This is a genomic window from Variovorax stachyos, from assembly GCF_051400855.1.
In the GTDB taxonomy this organism is placed as follows: Bacteria; Pseudomonadota; Gammaproteobacteria; order Burkholderiales; family Burkholderiaceae_C; genus Variovorax.
In genome coordinates this window covers 241,548-257,348 of record NZ_JBLFFN010000005.1, presented here as the reverse complement: position 1 = coordinate 257,348, position 15,801 = coordinate 241,548, and the positions used below count along the sequence as shown (strand labels likewise).

General features: G+C 67.1%; 15 protein-coding genes. 8 read left to right on the top strand and 7 right to left on the bottom strand.

What is annotated here, in order from left to right; all coding sequences use genetic code 11:
* Window positions 1-56: 56 nt before the first annotated feature.
* From ACMGEZ_RS11650 to ACMGEZ_RS11630, 5 genes are read right to left on the bottom strand one after another with little or no spacing between them, the layout of a single operon-like run.
* Window positions 57-749, bottom strand: coding sequence for a DUF2894 domain-containing protein (locus tag ACMGEZ_RS11650; protein WP_436822422.1), 693 nt, complete (start codon window positions 747-749; stop codon window positions 57-59).
* Complete coding sequence (locus ACMGEZ_RS11645) at window positions 746-1,387, bottom strand: OmpA family protein (protein WP_436822421.1); 642 nt, start codon at window positions 1,385-1,387, stop codon at window positions 746-748. Before ACMGEZ_RS11645 ends, ACMGEZ_RS11650 begins: the two co-directional genes overlap by 4 nt.
* Complete coding sequence (locus tag ACMGEZ_RS11640; protein WP_436822420.1) at window positions 1,387-3,477, bottom strand: DUF802 domain-containing protein; 2,091 nt, start codon at window positions 3,475-3,477, stop codon at window positions 1,387-1,389. The genes ACMGEZ_RS11645 and ACMGEZ_RS11640 overlap by 1 nt, the downstream gene beginning before the upstream one ends.
* A complete protein-coding gene (locus ACMGEZ_RS11635) occupies window positions 3,474-4,214 on the bottom strand; it encodes a DUF3348 domain-containing protein (RefSeq protein ID WP_436822419.1) in 741 nt (246 codons plus the stop codon). The genes ACMGEZ_RS11640 and ACMGEZ_RS11635 overlap by 4 nt, the downstream gene beginning before the upstream one ends.
* Before the next feature lie 25 nt (window positions 4,215-4,239).
* Window positions 4,240-5,169, bottom strand: a complete 930-nt coding sequence (locus ACMGEZ_RS11630) for a LysR family transcriptional regulator (RefSeq protein WP_436822418.1) — start codon at window positions 5,167-5,169, stop codon at window positions 4,240-4,242.
* A gap of 125 nt (window positions 5,170-5,294) precedes the next feature.
* Here ACMGEZ_RS11630 and ACMGEZ_RS11625 point away from each other — a divergent pair, with 125 nt between their 5' ends.
* The 5 genes from ACMGEZ_RS11625 to ACMGEZ_RS11605 all read left to right on the top strand — a co-directional run bounded on the left by ACMGEZ_RS11625 (window position 5,295) and on the right by ACMGEZ_RS11605 (window position 9,817).
* On the top strand, window positions 5,295-6,227 hold the full coding sequence (locus ACMGEZ_RS11625) for a dihydrodipicolinate synthase family protein (RefSeq protein ID WP_436822417.1): 933 nt from the start codon (window positions 5,295-5,297) through the stop codon (window positions 6,225-6,227).
* Between the two features lie 11 nt (window positions 6,228-6,238).
* A complete protein-coding gene (locus tag ACMGEZ_RS11620) occupies window positions 6,239-7,207 on the top strand; it encodes a Bug family tripartite tricarboxylate transporter substrate binding protein (protein WP_436822416.1) in 969 nt (322 codons plus the stop codon).
* The gene (locus ACMGEZ_RS11615; protein WP_436822415.1) at window positions 7,197-7,892 is read left to right on the top strand and encodes an SDR family NAD(P)-dependent oxidoreductase; all 696 of its coding nucleotides are present in this window, start codon (window positions 7,197-7,199) and stop codon (window positions 7,890-7,892) included. Before ACMGEZ_RS11620 ends, ACMGEZ_RS11615 begins: the two co-directional genes overlap by 11 nt.
* Window positions 7,893-7,907: 15 nt before the next feature.
* Window positions 7,908-9,074, top strand: a complete 1,167-nt coding sequence (locus ACMGEZ_RS11610) for a mandelate racemase/muconate lactonizing enzyme family protein (RefSeq protein ID WP_436822414.1) — start codon at window positions 7,908-7,910, stop codon at window positions 9,072-9,074.
* 128 nt (window positions 9,075-9,202) lie between these two features.
* Window positions 9,203-9,817 carry an aspartyl protease family protein gene (locus ACMGEZ_RS11605; protein ID WP_436822413.1) on the top strand — a complete coding sequence of 205 codons (615 nt, stop codon included), beginning with the start codon at window positions 9,203-9,205 and terminating at the stop codon, window positions 9,815-9,817.
* A 2-nt stretch (window positions 9,818-9,819) separates the two neighbouring features.
* Here the strand turns inward: ACMGEZ_RS11605 and ACMGEZ_RS11600 are convergent, their stop codons facing one another.
* Complete coding sequence (locus ACMGEZ_RS11600) at window positions 9,820-10,851, bottom strand: isocitrate/isopropylmalate dehydrogenase family protein (RefSeq protein ID WP_436822412.1); 1,032 nt, start codon at window positions 10,849-10,851, stop codon at window positions 9,820-9,822.
* A 169-nt stretch (window positions 10,852-11,020) separates the two neighbouring features.
* Here ACMGEZ_RS11600 and ACMGEZ_RS11595 point away from each other — a divergent pair, with 169 nt between their 5' ends.
* Together ACMGEZ_RS11595 and ACMGEZ_RS11590 are read left to right on the top strand one after the other, a co-directional pair.
* A complete protein-coding gene (locus ACMGEZ_RS11595; RefSeq protein WP_436822411.1) occupies window positions 11,021-12,139 on the top strand; it encodes a 3-deoxy-7-phosphoheptulonate synthase in 1,119 nt (372 codons plus the stop codon).
* Window positions 12,140-12,197: 58 nt separating this feature from the next.
* Window positions 12,198-13,061 (top strand): leucine-rich repeat domain-containing protein, encoded by an 864-nt coding sequence (locus ACMGEZ_RS11590; RefSeq protein ID WP_436822410.1) that lies wholly within the window; start codon window positions 12,198-12,200, stop codon window positions 13,059-13,061.
* A gap of 214 nt (window positions 13,062-13,275) precedes the next feature.
* Here the strand turns inward: ACMGEZ_RS11590 and ACMGEZ_RS11585 are convergent, their stop codons facing one another.
* Entirely contained in the window at window positions 13,276-14,310 is a 1,035-nt protein-coding gene (locus tag ACMGEZ_RS11585) for an IS110 family RNA-guided transposase (RefSeq protein WP_436822409.1), read from the bottom strand.
* Window positions 14,311-14,395: 85 nt separating this feature from the next.
* Here ACMGEZ_RS11585 and ACMGEZ_RS11580 point away from each other — a divergent pair, with 85 nt between their 5' ends.
* Complete coding sequence (locus tag ACMGEZ_RS11580; protein ID WP_436822408.1) at window positions 14,396-15,778, top strand: hypothetical protein; 1,383 nt, start codon at window positions 14,396-14,398, stop codon at window positions 15,776-15,778.
* The last annotated feature ends 23 nt before the right edge of the window (window positions 15,779-15,801 follow it).

The window sequence follows — 15,801 nt, the reverse complement described above, 5'->3', positions numbered from 1 at the left end:
CTTCGATGGGGCGAGATTACCCGAGCTGCCACGTCGCGCGCAGCGCCCCCGGAGACTCATCCGGCCTTGCCGCGCGCGCCCTTCTTGCGGCCGTCCGTGCGCGAAGCCTCTGCGGCCGGCGAGGCACTGCCCGCATTCGCCCGGTCGAGCCACAGCAGCGCGTCGACGTGCGACATGAAGCGATGGAGGTACTCCGGCGACAGCTCGCGCATCAAGGTGAGCGCGCGATGCACCAGCTGGTGCGAATTGAGCGGGCCGGCGTTCTCCGGCACGGCGGCCAGCGCCTGCGTGAGCCGCCGGTCGGCGCTGAGCCGCGACCAGGTGCTCCTGAAGTAGCCGAGGGTTTTCAGCTCGCCAGGCGCGGCAGGAAGACCTGGCACCGCCTCACCCGCCGACGGGGCTTCTCCCTCCGGCGCCGCATGCCGGGCGATGTGGTCGAGGAGGCCCGCGAGCGGACTCGCGTCAGGTGGATCGTCCCGCTTCAAGGCGGCCGGAGCGACCGGTGCGTCCCGCCTCTTCTCGAGATCCTCGCCATAGGCCGCCAGCAATTGCAGCAGCTTGTCGTCCAGGATGCGCCGCGCTTCGCCATGGTGGGTGGCCGCGCGCCGGGCCAGGGCCTCGATGAAGCCGAAGCGCACGGGATCGAGGCGGTCATCGCCACGCTCGCGCCAGGCCCCGAGGGTTGCGCCGGGCTCGATGGCCGGAGCCTCGGGCGCCATGCCGCCTACGGACGTTTCGCTGCCAGTCACGGCTTCACGCCGGCACCGGGCTGCCGGGGCGTCGGCGCCATTTCCACGCGCCGGTTCCTGGACCGTCCGTCGGCATCGGCATTCGACGCGACCGCCTGCTCCGAACCGAATGCCGCGGCAAACACCGAGCCCGAAGGAATGCCCTCCTCGATCAGCGCGCGTGTCACGGTCAAGGCCCGCTGGGCGGAGAGCTCCCAGTTGTCGGCGAAGCGGCGATTGCCATCGCGCAGTTGGCGGTCGTCCGTGAAGCCGCTCACCATCAGCACTTCGTCACGGGCCTGGAGATAAGTAGCCAGCGGTGTGCTCAGGCTCTTCAGCAGTTGCCGTCCCTCGGGCTGCAGTTCCGCGGAGCTCGACGCGAACAGCACGCTGCCGCTGATGCCGATGCGCCCGTTGCTGAGCGTCACCCGACCCGCCGCCAGCGGGACCGCGAGGGCTTTCTCGAGGGCCTGCAGCCGCTGTGCCTGCGCCTCGCGCTTCTTGATCTCGGCCTGCAGCTGGGTCGAGAGTTCCAGCTGCATGCCGATTGCAAACACGAGGATCAGCACGAAGGCGCCCAGCAGCGCCGACATCAGATCGCCGAACACCGCCCAGACCGGCACGCTCGGCTCCAGGCCGGCGTCGAGCTCCTCGCGCATCACGCTTCGCTGCCCACGGCTGCCCGGCTGGCGGCGAGCTGCTGCAGGTCTTCGACGATCTGCTTCTGCGACATGATGCTCAGGTCGATGACCTCCCTCGCCTGCGCCACGTAGTAGGCCAGCTGCTCGTCGCTGCGCGCAATGGACTTGCCGAGGGTGGCTTCGATGCGCTGCAGGTGACCGACGAGCTTGTCGTTCGACTGGCTGAAGAGCTGCACGGCGAGGCCGAAGGCTTCGCCCAGGCTCGCCACCTCGACGGCACTGCCGGTGAGCTGGGCCGCGACCTCGGCCATCTTGCCGGCTTCCGCATCGACCTTCTCGGTGAAGCGGGTGCCGACGCGGTCGAGCAGATCGGCCGAGGCAGCGACCAGCGCATCGATGGCTGAACGCTGCTCCGCGGAGGCATGGTTCACAGTGTCGAGCAGGGTCGCGAGCGTTTCAAGGATGCGGCTGCGTTCTTCCAGCATTTCGTTGTCGCGCGCCATGCCTTCGGAAAGCTTCTGGCGCAGCTCGCCGATGACCTCGGCGGCGGCGCGCGGGGCTTCCGAGGCGGCTTGCACGAGCTGCGTGATCTCTGCGATGGTGCGGCTGGCCTGTGCTTCGGCCCGCTCGGAGATGTCGCGGGCGGTCTCTGCCAACGTCGTGCAGATTGCTTGCTGCTGGCCTTCGGCGCGGGCGCCTGCCTGCTGCCATTCGTGCTGGAGCGACACGGCCATGGCCTGGAGCGCATCCGTCCAGGCTGCCAGGCGTTGTTCGTCGCGCGAGGCCACCTCCGCCCGCAGCGCCACATGGGCCTGATCCACCGTGCGCAGTAGCGAAGCCGAGTGTTGCTCGAAGGTGGCCGCGGCGGCGGTCAAAGCCTGCTGCGTGTCGCCCGACAGCCGCTCGCTGGCGCGCTCCTGCTGGGCGAGCGCATCGCGCCAGTTTTGCGACACGCTGCTTACCGTGGTCTCCAGGCGGGCAGACACGCTCTCCACCAGGGAGGCCGAACGCTGCTCGAAGGTCTGGGCGAACTGGTCGAAGGTGCCGCGCAGATCCTGCGACAACGCCTCGCTGTCGCGGCGATGCCCGGCGAGTGCGTCCTGCCACAGCCCGGCCATCGTGTCGGTGGTGGTTTCGAGGCGCGTCGACAGGCCGTCCAGTTGCCGCTGCACGCTGTGCTCGATGGTGCCGTGCAGCGCGGCAGCCTCGCGTACGATCCCGGCCATGGCGGCTTCGACGACGGGCTGGAAGGTGGCGCCGGCCACGCGGGCGCTTTCGGTGAGGCTTTCGTTCAGCGAACGGCCGACCGACGAAGCGAGTTCCGCATACGCGGCCTCGGCCTTGCCGTGGAAGCTGTCCTGGCTGGAGATGAGCCGCTCGCTCAAGGCCTGGCTCTGCCGTTCCATCATCGCCATCATGGCCTGCAGCCGGTCGACCAGTTCGGGCATCCCGTGGACCTGTTGCTGCAGCAGCTTGAAGGACTCCTCGCGCTGATGGGCCCGCGACCAGGGGCGCAGGGCGGTCGCGATCCGGGTGTCGAGCATCTGGCCGGCCTGCAGGCGCTCGCGCCGGCACAGGGCCGAGGCGAGGCCCAGCATCGCGGACGCTGCGACGCCTGCGACCGAGGTGCCGAAGGCCAGGCCCAGACCCTTGACAGGCGCCGACAGCGAGGCGCGGATGGCCTGCAGGTCCGTCGCGCCCTCCAGCGCCGCGCCGGTGCCGTTCAGCGTGACGACCATGCCCAGGAAGGTGCCCAGCATGCCGAGCAGCACCAGCAGGCCGGCGAGGTACGGCGTCAGGGCCGGTCCGGGCAGGCCGACGCGCTCGCCCTCGATGCGCAGGCGTACGGCGTTGCGCAGGGACGGATGCAACTGCTCGAGCCATGGGCCCAGGCTCGGAGGCGCATCGGGCAGGTCCGCCACGGCACGTTCCAGGGTCGACGTGGCCTGCTGGAAGCGGTGCAGCTCCAGCGCGCCAATCAGGTAGAACGCGCCGACGAGCAGCGTGATCGCCAGGGCGAGCGGACTCGATCCGATGTACCCGGCGCCGACCCAGCACACGGCGGCCAGCCCGACGAAGAAAACGAAGTAGTGAAGTGATCTGTTCATGAGCTCTTGCGAAGGGCCTCGAGCAGCCCTTCGACCGGTTCCAATCGAATATCCAGTTCGGCGAGCAGCACGGCTTGCATGTCCTTGCGGAACACGTCCTGCCACGCCACCTGCGGCACCCCGCCCTCGGGCTCGTCCGGCACCGCCTGGTGCGCCTGCCGCAACCGCCTGAAATGCTTTTCCAGCAGTCCGGGCACCGTTGCGAGCAGCCTGTATTCCTGCGCGCTCAAGGCCTGCTCCATCACGGCGTCCAGGGCGGCGAGCTGCGCCATCGCTGGCGACCGGGCCGCCAGGCTCGCCCGCAGGCGCTCGCGCAAAGGGCCGATGGCCATTTCCATCGTCTGCTGCCTGGCGACATAGCGCCTGCGGTAAGGCGAGAAGTCGGCGGCCTTGCCCGGGTTGTCCGGGTTGTCCGGGCTGTCCGGGTTGCCCGGCTGCTCCTTCTCGGCGGCGAGCAGCGCGCTGTCGTCGGCAATGGCCTTCGCCAGCACGCCGCGCAGGCGAACGCACTCGTCTTCTTCGCTTGAGCCTCGAGCAGTGCGAAGGCCGGCCGGCACCACCGCCGGACTGCCGTTCAGCACCCCGGACAGCGAGATCGCATCCGTCCAGCCGAGCCACTGGCTCAGCCGATCGGCGAAGGCATGCCTGGACTCTGGAACGTCGATGTCGGCCAATCGGGCGAGCAAGCGAGTGAGCGCCGAGCCGGTGAAAGCTGTGCGCGTTGAGACTTGCGCCATACCGCCGGATGAAAAACCCGGCAGTCTACACGGCTCGCACGTCGGGGCCGGCCCGCGCCGCCTGCGTCACGGCGTCCCAGAAGCGCTCCGCGGCCCTGGGGAGCTTGCCCGGCGTGCGGAACAGGCGGATTTCGAGCGCCACGTTCCACCGGCCCTCCCCGACCGGCAGGAGCGCGCCGTCAGCGAGTTCGGCCTGGATCAGGCTGGCAGGCAGCCAGGCGATGCCGCGGGCTTCGAGCGCCATGGTCTTGAGCACCGTCGCCAGGTGCGCCGTCAGGACCACCTGTGTCGCCAGCTCCTCGAGCCTGGCGCCCAGCACGGCACGCACGATACGGCCCAGCCCGGACTCGGTGCTGTAGGCGAGCAAGGGGACGCGCGCCGAAGCCGTGCCGCGCAGCGAATGGGACGGCCGACGCCGTTCGCCGGCCGCGCAGACCGGGATCAGTACGTCGGCGCCGACCACGCACGAGGGAAATCCGCCGCCCTCCAGCCGTCCGGGCGCCTGGGCATGCCCGTGGCACAGCAGGAATTGCGTGCGTCCCTGCAGCATGAGGGCCTCGCATTGCTGCATCACGTCGGACACCAGTTGCATCGGCCCGGCCGGCGCACCCGATTCGAGCCCGCGCAGCCACGCGGGCATGAAGGTCAGCGACAAGGCGTGCGTCGCGGCGATCCGCAAGGTGGCCGAGCTCGCATCGGCGACGGCGCGCGCCTCGTCGGGCAGGCGCGCCACGCGCGAAAGCAGCTCCTGCGCGAGGGAGCGGAACCATTCGCCGGGTTCGGTGAGCGTCGCTGGATGGGTGGTGCGATCGATCAGCACGACGCCGAGCCACTCCTCGAGCGCGCGAATGCGCCGGCTGAAGGCAGGCTGGGTCATGTGCCGCTCTTCGGCGGCGCGCGAAAAGTTGCCCGTGGCAGCCAGGGCGAGGAAGTCTTCGAGCCACAGGAAGTTCATCGGCGGTGCTTTGGCGGCATACAAGAAGAGAAAACGGGCATTGGCCTTCGGCGCGTCGGGCAACGACCATTGGGACACTCGCAAGCGCCTGCCGGCGCGCCAGGATTTTCAACCCAGGAGACATCATGCCGACCATCCAGAACTACCGCGGGATCATTCCCGCCATCGCCTGCCCGTTCACGCGCGACTTCCGCATCGACGAGGCAGAGCTGCGGCGGCATGCATCCTGGCTTGCGCAGCAGCGCGGCGTGGTGGCGGTGATGACCAACGGCCACACGGGCGAGGTGTTCTCGCTGACGGCGAAGGAGCGTGCCGAGGTCACCCGCATCGTCGCCAGCGAGCTCGAGGGCCGTCTGCCGGTGATCTCCTCGATCGTCTGCGAAGGCCTCCTCGAAGCCAAGGAGCACGCCAGCATGGCGCGCGACGCCGGCGCTCGCGCGCTGGATGTCATGCCGCCGCACCATTGGCTGCGCTTCGGCTTCCGCGCCGGACATGTCATCGACTACTTCGAGGCGATCTCCGAAGCGGGCCTGGACTTGGTGGCCCACGTGTACCCGGCCTGGACGCGCGCCGCGTATTCGTCCGCCACGCTGGCGGAACTCGCAAAGCTGCCGTACGTGCAGGCCTTCAAGGTCGGCCAGCGCGACATGAACAAGTACGCCAGCGACATCAAGGCGATTCGCGAGGCCGATGCCTCCAAGTCGATCCTGACCTGCCACGACGAGTACCTGCTGGCCACCATGGTGCAAGGCGTGGATGGCGCGCTGGTCGGTTTCGCGACCTTCATTCCCAGCCTCATCAACGACCTGTGGGAAGCGGTGAAGGCCGGCGACCTGAGGAAGGCGATGAAGGTGCAGGCCCTGATCACGCCGCTGAAGGACGCGGTGTACGGCGGCGGCGAGCCCACGGGCGAGGCCCATGCGCGCATGAAGGCGGGGATGTACCTGGCCGGCGTGATCAAGGACCCGACGGCGCGGCCGCCGACCGAAGCACCGAGCGAGGCCGAAATGCAGGCCCTGCGCGCGGCGCTCGACAACGCCGGCCTGCTGCCGCGCTGAGGAGGACCGCCATGCAACGCAGGACTCTCGCGCATTGCGCGCTCTCCGCCGTGCTGCTCGGCCTGGCCGGCAGCGCCGGGGCCCAAGCCTGGCCCGCCAAGCCCATCACGATGGTCATTCCCTTCCCGCCCGGCGGCACGCTCGACACCGTGGGTCGCATGCTGGCGCAGAAGCTCGGCGAGCAGCTGGGCCAGAGCGTGGTCGTCGACAACCGCGCGGGCGCCGGCGGTGCCATCGGCTCCGCAGCGGTGGCCCGCGCCGCTCCCGACGGCTACACGCTGCTGTTCAGCCCCTCGACCTTCACGACCACGCCGATGGTGGTCAAGTCCACCCCCTACGACGTCAACAAGGACTTCCAGCCGGTCGCGCTGGTCGCGAAGGCGCCGCTCTCGATCGCGGTCAACAAGAACCTGCCGGTGAACGACCTCAAGGGGCTGATCGCGCACGCGAAGTCCAACCCGGGCAAGCTCAGTTTCGCCATCGGTTCATCGGCCTCCGCCGGCCACCTGTCGACCGAGCTGCTCAAGCGCGCCAGCGGCATCGACTACCTGGTCGTGCCGTACAAGGGCTCGGGCCCCGCCTACCAGGACCTGATCGGCGGCCAGATCGACGGCTTCGTCGATCCGGTGCTGGGCTCGGCCCAGTACGCGAAGAGCGGCATGCTGAAGGTGCTGGCCGTGACCTCGAAGTCGCGCATCCCGAGCATGCCCGACACGCCGACGGTCGGCGAGACGCTGCCGGGCTACGAGTTCTACAGCTGGTACGGCCTGTGGGCGCCGGCGAAGATGCCGCAGGAGATCGCGCAGCGCCTGAACGCCGAGGTCAACAAGGCGGTGAACGCGCCCGACTTCAAGGACAAGCTCACCGTCCAGGGCCTGCTGCTCACGCCGGGCAGCATCGCGGATTTCGCCGCCTTCCAGAAGGAGGACATGGCCCGCTCGGCCAAGATCATTTCCGAGGCGAGCATCCGTGCCGAATAGCCCGCACGCACTGGTGACCGGCAGCAGCTCCGGCATCGGCCTCGCCATCGCGCAGCATCTGCTGACGGGCGGGTGGCGGGTCACGGGCTTCGACCGCGCGGCGCCGACGATCACGGACCCTGCGTTCGCGGGCGTCGAGGTCGACCTCTCGAGCGCGGCGGCGACCGACGAGGCGGCGCGGCGGGTGCAAGGCATCACGGCCGTCGTCCACGCGGCCGGCGTGCTGCGCGTCGGCGCCGTTGGCAGCCTCGACCTCGCCGACGGCGAACTGATGTGGCGGCTGCATGTCGATGCGGCCACGCGCATCGCCAACGTGCTGCTTCCGGCGATGGCGCAAGCCGGGCAAGGCCGCGTCGTGCTCGTGGGAAGCCGTGTCGCGCAGGGCAAGGCCGGCCGCAGCCAGTACGCCGCCTCGAAGGCTGCACTGGTGGCGCTGGCGCGCAGCTGGGCCGCGGAAGTGGCCGCACGCGGCGTCACTGTCAACGTGGTGTCGCCGGCGGCGACGCAGACCGCGATGACCTGCGACCCCTCGCGCGCCGCGCAAGCGCCCGTGCTGCCACCCATCGGCCGCCTCATCCGGCCGGACGAGGTCGCAGCGCTCGTCGCCTTTCTCCTTTCACCACAGGCCGGCGCCATCACCGGCCAGGACATCCAGATCTGCGGCGGCTCCTCGCTGCCGCGCTAACCCTCGAGTGCCACCATGAAGATCATCGACATCAAGGAAGAGACCAAGCCCATCAGGTCGAACATCCGCAACGCCTACATCGATTTCTCGAAGATGACCCTGAGCCTCGTCGCCGTGGTCACCGACGTGATCCGCGACGGCAAGCCGGTGGTGGGCTACGGATTCAACTCGAACGGCCGCTACGGCCAGGGCTCGCTGATCCGCGAGCGCTTCCGCCCGCGCATCCTGGAGGCCGAGCCGGCCTCGCTGGTCGACGACGACCGCGACAACCTCGATCCCCACAGAATCTGGGCCACCATGATGACCAACGAGAAGCCCGGCGGACACGGGGAGCGCTCGGTCGCGGTCGGCACGATCGACATGGCGGTGTGGGATGCGGTGGCGAAGATCGAGCAGAAGCCGCTCTACCAGCTGCTCGCCGAGCGCTACGGCACCGGCAAGCCGAACCGCAAGGTCTTCGTCTACGCCGCCGGCGGCTACTACTGGCCGGGCCAGGGCCTGGAGGGCCTCGAGCGCGAGATGCGCAGCTACCTGGACCGCGGCTACTCGGTCGTCAAGAAGAAGATCGGCGGCGCCTCGCTGGCCGAGGACTGCAAGCGCATCGAAGCGGTGCTCAGGCTGCTCGGGCCGGGCCAGAAGCTGGCGGTGGACGCCAATGGCCGCTTCGATCTGAAGACCGCCGTCGAGTACGCGAAGGCGCTGTCGGCGTACGACCTGTTCTGGTACGAGGAGGCTGGCGATCCGCTGGACTACGCGCTGCAGGCCGAGCTCGCCGAGCACTACAGCGGCCCGATGGCCACCGGCGAGAACCTGTTCTCGATGCAGGATGCGCGCAACCTGATCCGCTACGGCGGCATGCGCCCGGATCGCGACTACCTGCAGTTCGATTGCGCGCTCAGCTATGGCCTGGTCGAGTACCTGCGCACGCTGGACATGCTGAAGGACAACGGCTGGTCGCCCTCGCGCTGCGTGCCGCATGGCGGCCACCAGATGTCGCTGGCGATCGCGGCCGGGCTGGGGCTGGGCGGCAACGAGTCCTACCCCGACCTGTTCCAGCCCTACGGCGGCTTTCCGGACGGGGTCAAGGTCGACAACAGCCATGTCGTGCTGCCCGAACTGCCGGGCATCGGCTTCGAGGGCAAGGCGGACCTCTATGCGGAGATGAAGCAGCTGGCGTCCTGAAGAAGCCGAGGCGCCGGAGCGCCATCAGTCGGCTGCCACGGACCGTTCAGCCGGCATCGGATTTGGATGACAACAGGTGCACGCCAACGGGCGCATCGTCGAGTCCCCTTCACTCGCGAGGTGATGTCATGCTCGACCACCCTGGATCCGGAAAAGCGCTGCGCCGCATCGGTGCGCAGGTCGCGATGGCGCTTGGCGCCCTGGCCGCCCTGCCCGCCGCGGCGGAGCCCATCTTCAAGTGCGGCAAGGCCTACACCAACGTGCCAGCCGACGCCCGGGCCGCGAAGGCGCGCTCGGGCGACTGCGTGCTGGTCGAGACCAGCAGCCAGCCCAAGGGAAAGAGCGAGAACATCTCGCTCGATGGGTCGAGGTCGATCACCGTTCCGATCGGCCAGGACGGCCGCTTCTGGATTCGCGGCACGGTCAACGGCTTTCCGGTCCAGTTCGCGATCGATCGCGCAGCAACGGTCAACACCGGAGTCGCGGTGAGCGAGGACTTCGCGGCGCGGGCGAACCTGATCGGCGGTGCCCCCGCCTATATCCAGACCGCCGGGGCTGGCACGGACGCGCGCCGCATCGAACGCGTGCCCATGACCTTCGGGCCCTTCCGGGTGCCGCAGGCGACCGTCGTGGTCGGCCAGCACCTCGGCAGCAAGTCGACGGACGCCGTGCTCGGCCCGGAACTGCTCTCGCTCTTCGACGTGACGGCGAATGACCGCGAGCTGACGATCGTCGGCAAGTAGGCTCAGCCGCCGGCGATCCGGCTCACCAGCGCCTTGGTGAAGGCCGCGGTCCCGGCGCTGCCGCCCAGGTCACCGGTGCGCACCTTGTCGATGTTCAGGGTCTCGTCGATGGCCTTGCGCAGGCGCGTTGCCAGCTCCGGCAGCCGGCAGTGGTCGAGCATCAAGGCGGCAGCCAGCAGCAGTGCGGTCGGGTTCGCGATGCCCTTGCCCGCGATGTCCGGCGCGGAACCGTGCACGGCCTCGAAGATGGCTGCTTCGGCGCCGATGTTGGCGCCGGGTGCCATGCCCAGGCCACCCACGAGACCCGCGACCAGGTCGGACAGGATGTCGCCGAAGAGGTTGGTCGTGACCAGCATGTCGAACTGCCAAGGGTTGAGCACCAGCTTCATCGCGCAGGCGTCGATGATGACCGTGTCGAGCTCGAACTTGCCCTTGTACTTGCGCTCGTAGAGGTCGAGGCCGGTCTCCAGGAAAAGGCCGGTCAGCGCCTTCATGATGTTGGCCTTGTGCACGAGCGTGACCTTCTTGCGGCCGGTCGCGACGGCGGTGTCGAAGGCGAACTCCAGCAGGCGGCGGCTGCCCTGGCGCGTGTTGATGCCGGTGGCCATTGCCACCGCGTGGGGATCGCCGTCGATCGGTACGTAGTGCTCGTGGCCGATGTACAGGCCCTCGAGGTTCTCGCGGACGACCACGAGGTCGATGTTGTCGAAGCGGCCGCCTGGGATGATGGTGCGTGCCGGGCGCAGGTTGGCGTAGAGCTTGAACTCCTCGCGCAGCCGCACGTTGGAGGAACGGTAGCCGCCGCCGGATGGCGTCTCCAGCGGCCCCTTCAGGGCTAGGCGGGTGCGGCGGATGCTGTCGAGCGTGGCCGCTGGCAGCGGGTCGTCCGCCTGCTGCACGCCGGCGAGCCCGGCAATCTGGCGATCCCAAGCGAAGGGCGCCTTCAGGGCGTCGAGGGCGGCGAGCGTCGCATCGACGATCTCGGGGCCGATGCCGTCCCCGGCGATCAGGGTTGCGGGAATGACATCGGACATAAGGTGACTCCAGGAAGTGGGAACGCGCTCGACGAGAGCGCCGCGAAGGGCAGGATTATGAGCGGACAATCCGGGGCTCTTCACCTTCGAGCGAGCCGCCGCCAGCCCCATGGGCCGCACGGCCGTTCCGAAGGCGAATAGCAACGCAGCCGAAGGCGAAGGTACTCCAATGACCCGACTTGACGACCCCCTCCACGATGCCGAGATCGGCTCCCGCGACAGCACGCTCGATACCACCCGCATCGACGACGTGCGCATCGGCGCCGTCCGCCCCTTGATCACGCCCGCGCTGCTGCAGGAGCGCGTGCCGGTGCGCGACAACACGCTCGCGCTGGTGGAGGCCAGCCGCGCCGCGATCGCAGACGTGCTGCACGGCCGCGACGACCGGCTTGTAGTGGTCGTCGGGCCCTGCTCGATCCACGACCACGAGCAAGCGCTCGAATACGGCCACCGGCTGAAGGCCGTCGCCGACGAGCTGCACGGCGCCCTGCTGATCGTGATGCGCACCTACTTCGAGAAGCCGCGTACCACGGTGGGCTGGAAGGGCTACATCAACGACCCGCACCTGGACGGCAGCTTCGCGATCAACGAAGGGCTGGAGCGCGCGCGGCGCCTGCTGCTGGCGTTGACGACGATGGGCCTGCCGACCGGCACGGAGTTCCTCGACCTGCTGAGCCCGCAGTTCATCGCCGACCTGATCTCCTGGGGCGCGATCGGCGCACGGACGACGGAGAGCCAGAGCCACCGTCAGCTGGCCTCGGGGCTGAGCTGCCCGGTGGGCTTCAAGAACGGCACCGACGGCAGCATCCGGGTGGCTGCCGACGCGATCCTCGCCGCGCGGGCGCCGCATGCCTTCATGGGCATGACGAAGATGGGCATGGCCGCCATCTTCGAGACCCGCGGCAACGACGACTGCCACGTCATCCTGCGCGGCGGCAAGACACCCAACTACGCGGCCGCCGACGTGGCAGCGACCTGCGAGGTGCTGCGCGGGCTGGGCCTGCGCGAGCAGGTGATGATCGATCTGTCCCACGGCAACAGCAGCAAGCAGCACCGGCGCCAGGTCGAAGTGGCGGACGATGTGGCAGCGCAGATCGCGGGCGGCGAACGCCGCATCTCCGGCGTGATGATCGAAAGCCACCTGGAGGAAGGCCGGCAGGACCTGGTGCCAGGCGTGCCGCTGAAGCACGGCGTGTCGATCACCGACGCGTGCATCGGCTTTGCGCGGACGGTGCCAATGTTGCAGAAACTCGCGGAGGCGGTGCGCAAGCGGCGGGCTTGTCGATAATTCGCCTCGATGAAGCCCTTCGTCTTCCGTCGGGCACCAATGCCCCGCCGAGCTCCTCATGAAACGAACTTCCAAAGGCGATTCCCCGTTCTCACTTGAAAGGCAGGGCTGGTCCAAGACCTTCCAGGGCATGGCGCTGTCGCAGCAAACGGTCGGGGTCTGGTTTGCCCACTACCTCAACGAGAACAAGCTCGCGGCCGTGCTGGAACTCCTGATTGCCATGAAGCGCCAATCCGTCGTTGTGTTGGACCTGAGCACTCAGACCGTCAACCCGCAAGGAATGGCGTGCCTGGCCAGGCTGCTCAAAGAACACAAGGCGATCCTGGAGGAGCACCACATCCAAGGCATCGATCTGAGCGCAGGGCGGGCCGATGAGATCGGATGCGTGCTGGACGCACTGTGTGAGCCCGGCGCTCAGGCTTCCGCTTCGCTCGCCGAGCTCAAGCTCTCGCGCTGTGGCCTGCAAGCCGATCGCCTGCCCACATTGGTGACACTGCTGGCCCAACGTCCCTGTCTGCGAACCCTCGATCTGTCGGACAACCCCGGACTGTTCAGCGGTCCGCAAGATCTGGCGGATTTTTTACAAGCCATCAAGGGGCATGGCGGGCTGGAGCAGCTCATCTTGCCGGAGCAAGTGCTGCCGTTCTTCGAACAGGAGGTGATCAGCGGCGCAACGATGCCGCTGTGGCGTGCCTTCTCCGCTGTCATGACGTCGATGCCCAAGCTCGAGAGCCTGTCTCCGACGGACGCGCGCATCCAGGACATGCTCGCCCGCAAACCGATTGCGGATTGCATCAATTTACAGAATGAGCACAAGTTCAAGGCGCTGGTGGCCACGCAACCGCATGCCCTGGACCTCAGGTACCAGACGTACATGGACGCCCCCTTTGCCAAGCTCTCAATGATGACGACTCGAAGGTAAAGATTGCACCCGTACATTCGGACTCTGGTTGCAGCTTTGAGCCGCGGTCCCTGATGGGATGAGCTGGTTGACGCCTCGATCGCTTACACGCACTTTGTGTGCCTCGTCCGGCGCGGGCTGTGCCAACCACGGTCTGACCTGTCTTGCCATCACTTCATGATCGCCTGAGCAATCGGTGGTCGTTCTCCCTGAGTGTTGATGCCGGTGCGACGTTCTAGACCGGTGCTATCTGGCGCACATAGCCGGCATCGAAGTGGCGATCGTGCGCCAGAAGCGCCCATACGATCCGGGCGTTCTTGTTCGCCAGCGCCACTGCTGCCACGTTCTTGTTGCGCCGGTTAACCACGGCGGCAATCCATCCACATGACTCAACCTTTTGGCTGACTCGATAGATCACCGAGCGTGCGCCATGTATCAGCAGCGTTCGAAGGTAGGTGTCGCCTCGCTTGCTCATGCCCAGCAGGCTGGCTTTGCCGCCCGAGGAATGCTGTTTCGGTACAAGTCCCAGCCACGCTGCAACCTGGCGACCGCTATCGAAGTTTTTGGCGTCGCCGATCGACGCGACCAGCGCGCTGGCGGTGATCGGCCCGATCCCCGGAACCTGAGCAAGCTTGCGACCGAGCTCACTGCCGCGGTGCCAAGCCTGGATCTTCCCCTCGAGTTCCTCGACCTGACGATCCAGTTCCTTGAGGTGATCGAGCAAGCGTTGCACCAGCAGCCGAAACGCGCCGGGCAGTTCGTTGGCAGCGTCTTCGATCAGCCCCGGAACACGCGTGGCGATGTAGCCGATGCCCTGCGGGATGATGATGCCGAACTCGCCAAGCAGGCCGCGAATCTGGTTGGCTTGCGCCGTGCGCGCCTTGACGAAGCCTTGGCGTACGCGGTGGAGGGCCAGCACCGCTTGCTGCTCGACATTCTTTACCGGCACAAAGCGCATGTTGGGCCGCCCAACAGCCTCGCAGATGGCTTCCGCATCGGCGGCATCGTTCTTGTTAGTCTTGACGTACGGCTTGACGAACTGCGGCGCCATCAGCCGCACGGTATGACCCATCGCCACGAGCTTGCGCGCCCAGTGGTGGGCACTGCTGCACGCTTCGATGCCGATGACGCACGGAGGGAGGTTGACGAAGAACATGGCCATCTGATCGCGCCGGAGCTGCTTTCTCAGCACGGCCTTGCCATGCTCATCGACCCCGTGCACCTGGAACACGTTCTTTGCCAAGTCAATGCCGATAGTCGTAATCTTCATGGTGGACGCCCCTCTCGGTTCAAGTGGTTGGTGACACTTCCACTCTGGCACGTTGATGCCGCCACGGGTGGGGGCGTCCATCCCATTGCTTACCGAGGCCGGGCTGAACTTCCTGGCCGCCCTGATCGAGAAGCAGCCCACCCTGTTGGGCACCCTCATCACGCGCATCGACCTGGGACATGCCACCCTGAGCGGCATCAGCGTTCTGCTGGATGCGCTGATCAAGGCCGGTGAGCAAGGCGCCAGGCTCGAGGAACTGAATCTGTCGTACCTCAAATTTCCAAGGGTCCACAAGGATGGCTCCGCCAAGTTGGTGCGCTTGGGAGCCACGCACATCCAGACGCTTTGTCGTCTGGTCAAGGGGCTGCCCCACTTGAAACGCTTGGGCCTGGGCGACCACCCCCTGGACCAAGCCTTGCCCGAATTGGCGCCGGCGGTTGCAAGTTCGAACATTGTTGAGTGGGACCTGCAGTCCTGCGGCTTGACGCCGGCCCCTCTGCTGGCCAACAAGGCTTGGCTGAACCCACCCGGGCGCGAATTGGCAATCAACCTGTCCGACAACTTGGCGTTGGCAAGAGCCAACAGGACAGACCAACTCGAACTGCTCGAAACCTTCGCTCACCAAGCCTCGCGTCAACAGATGCTGCCTCATGCCACGCTGGATTGGGCAGCAGTCGTGATAAATGCAGACGATGTCAGAGGACTGGTCGATCTGTTGAACAAGCACCCCGCCGTGCTGCGCGAACTGCGGTGCATCGACCTGAGTGGCGCGCGGCTTGAGGTGGACACCTTGAAGACATTGCTGCAGGTGCTGATGGAGCAGCAGGGCGGCGGCGTGAGGGTGCTGGATCTGTCGAGCACCCGGCTCAGAATCAACGATGAGTGGGAGCCCATTCCTTCTGCCGACTTCCCTCTTCTGGGACAGACGGTGCAGGCCTGCCCTGCGCTGCGTGTCCTTCGCTTGGCCCGGCAGACGGGGCCGTACGATCTGCGTAAGCAGCGAGGCGAGGCCAAGCGCCTGGGAAAATCAATGTGGGATCGGCATTCAAGGACGCCGCAGACGGATTTCAGCCGATTCATGGCGGGCGTGGGCAGCAGCGGTATCACCCACATCGACCTGTCTGAATGCCAGCTATGCGATGACGACTTGAGGAACGTGCGGGAGTTGCGGTTGCCTAAAAAACAGTACCAATATTCCCAACATGCAACATTCGAACCCCGTCCTGCTGAAGAAGAAAAATTCGCTCACATCTTCGATGCGGTGAATGCCCATGCCTGCATCGAGGTGCTAAGCCCTATTTCGGACAACGGGGGCTTGTGGCAGCCAATTCGCGAGAAGCTGAGTGCCAATGCCGCGCGGCGACAGGCCGAAGAGAACCGCCTGATGGAACTTCCACTCGTCCTTAGCGCCTATGACGTTCCAAAAGAAGTGGTCGGCAAAATCATGAATTACGCAATGAGGCTCTGAGTCGAACAGGGCTGGACTTCCGC

Excerpts from the sequence above, each read along its gene's own strand:
- ACMGEZ_RS11645 (WP_436822421.1), bottom strand. The coding sequence starts at position 1,387 with ATGCGCGAGGAGCTCGACGCCGGCCTGGAGCCGAGCGTGCCGGTCTGG.
- ACMGEZ_RS11640 (WP_436822420.1), bottom strand. The coding sequence starts at position 3,477 with ATGAACAGATCACTTCACTACTTCGTTTTCTTCGTCGGGCTGGCCGCC.
- ACMGEZ_RS11635 (WP_436822419.1), bottom strand. The coding sequence starts at position 4,214 with ATGGCGCAAGTCTCAACGCGCACAGCTTTCACCGGCTCGGCGCTCACT.
- ACMGEZ_RS11630 (WP_436822418.1), bottom strand. The coding sequence starts at position 5,169 with ATGAACTTCCTGTGGCTCGAAGACTTCCTCGCCCTGGCTGCCACGGGC.
- ACMGEZ_RS11625 (WP_436822417.1), top strand. The coding sequence starts at position 5,295 with ATGCCGACCATCCAGAACTACCGCGGGATCATTCCCGCCATCGCCTGC.
- ACMGEZ_RS11620 (WP_436822416.1), top strand. The coding sequence starts at position 6,239 with ATGCAACGCAGGACTCTCGCGCATTGCGCGCTCTCCGCCGTGCTGCTC.
- ACMGEZ_RS11610 (WP_436822414.1), top strand. The coding sequence starts at position 7,908 with ATGAAGATCATCGACATCAAGGAAGAGACCAAGCCCATCAGGTCGAAC.
- ACMGEZ_RS11605 (WP_436822413.1), top strand. The coding sequence starts at position 9,203 with ATGCTCGACCACCCTGGATCCGGAAAAGCGCTGCGCCGCATCGGTGCG.
- ACMGEZ_RS11600 (WP_436822412.1), bottom strand. The coding sequence starts at position 10,851 with ATGTCCGATGTCATTCCCGCAACCCTGATCGCCGGGGACGGCATCGGC.
- ACMGEZ_RS11595 (WP_436822411.1), top strand. The coding sequence starts at position 11,021 with ATGACCCGACTTGACGACCCCCTCCACGATGCCGAGATCGGCTCCCGC.
- ACMGEZ_RS11590 (WP_436822410.1), top strand. The coding sequence starts at position 12,198 with ATGAAACGAACTTCCAAAGGCGATTCCCCGTTCTCACTTGAAAGGCAG.
- ACMGEZ_RS11585 (WP_436822409.1), bottom strand. The coding sequence starts at position 14,310 with ATGAAGATTACGACTATCGGCATTGACTTGGCAAAGAACGTGTTCCAG.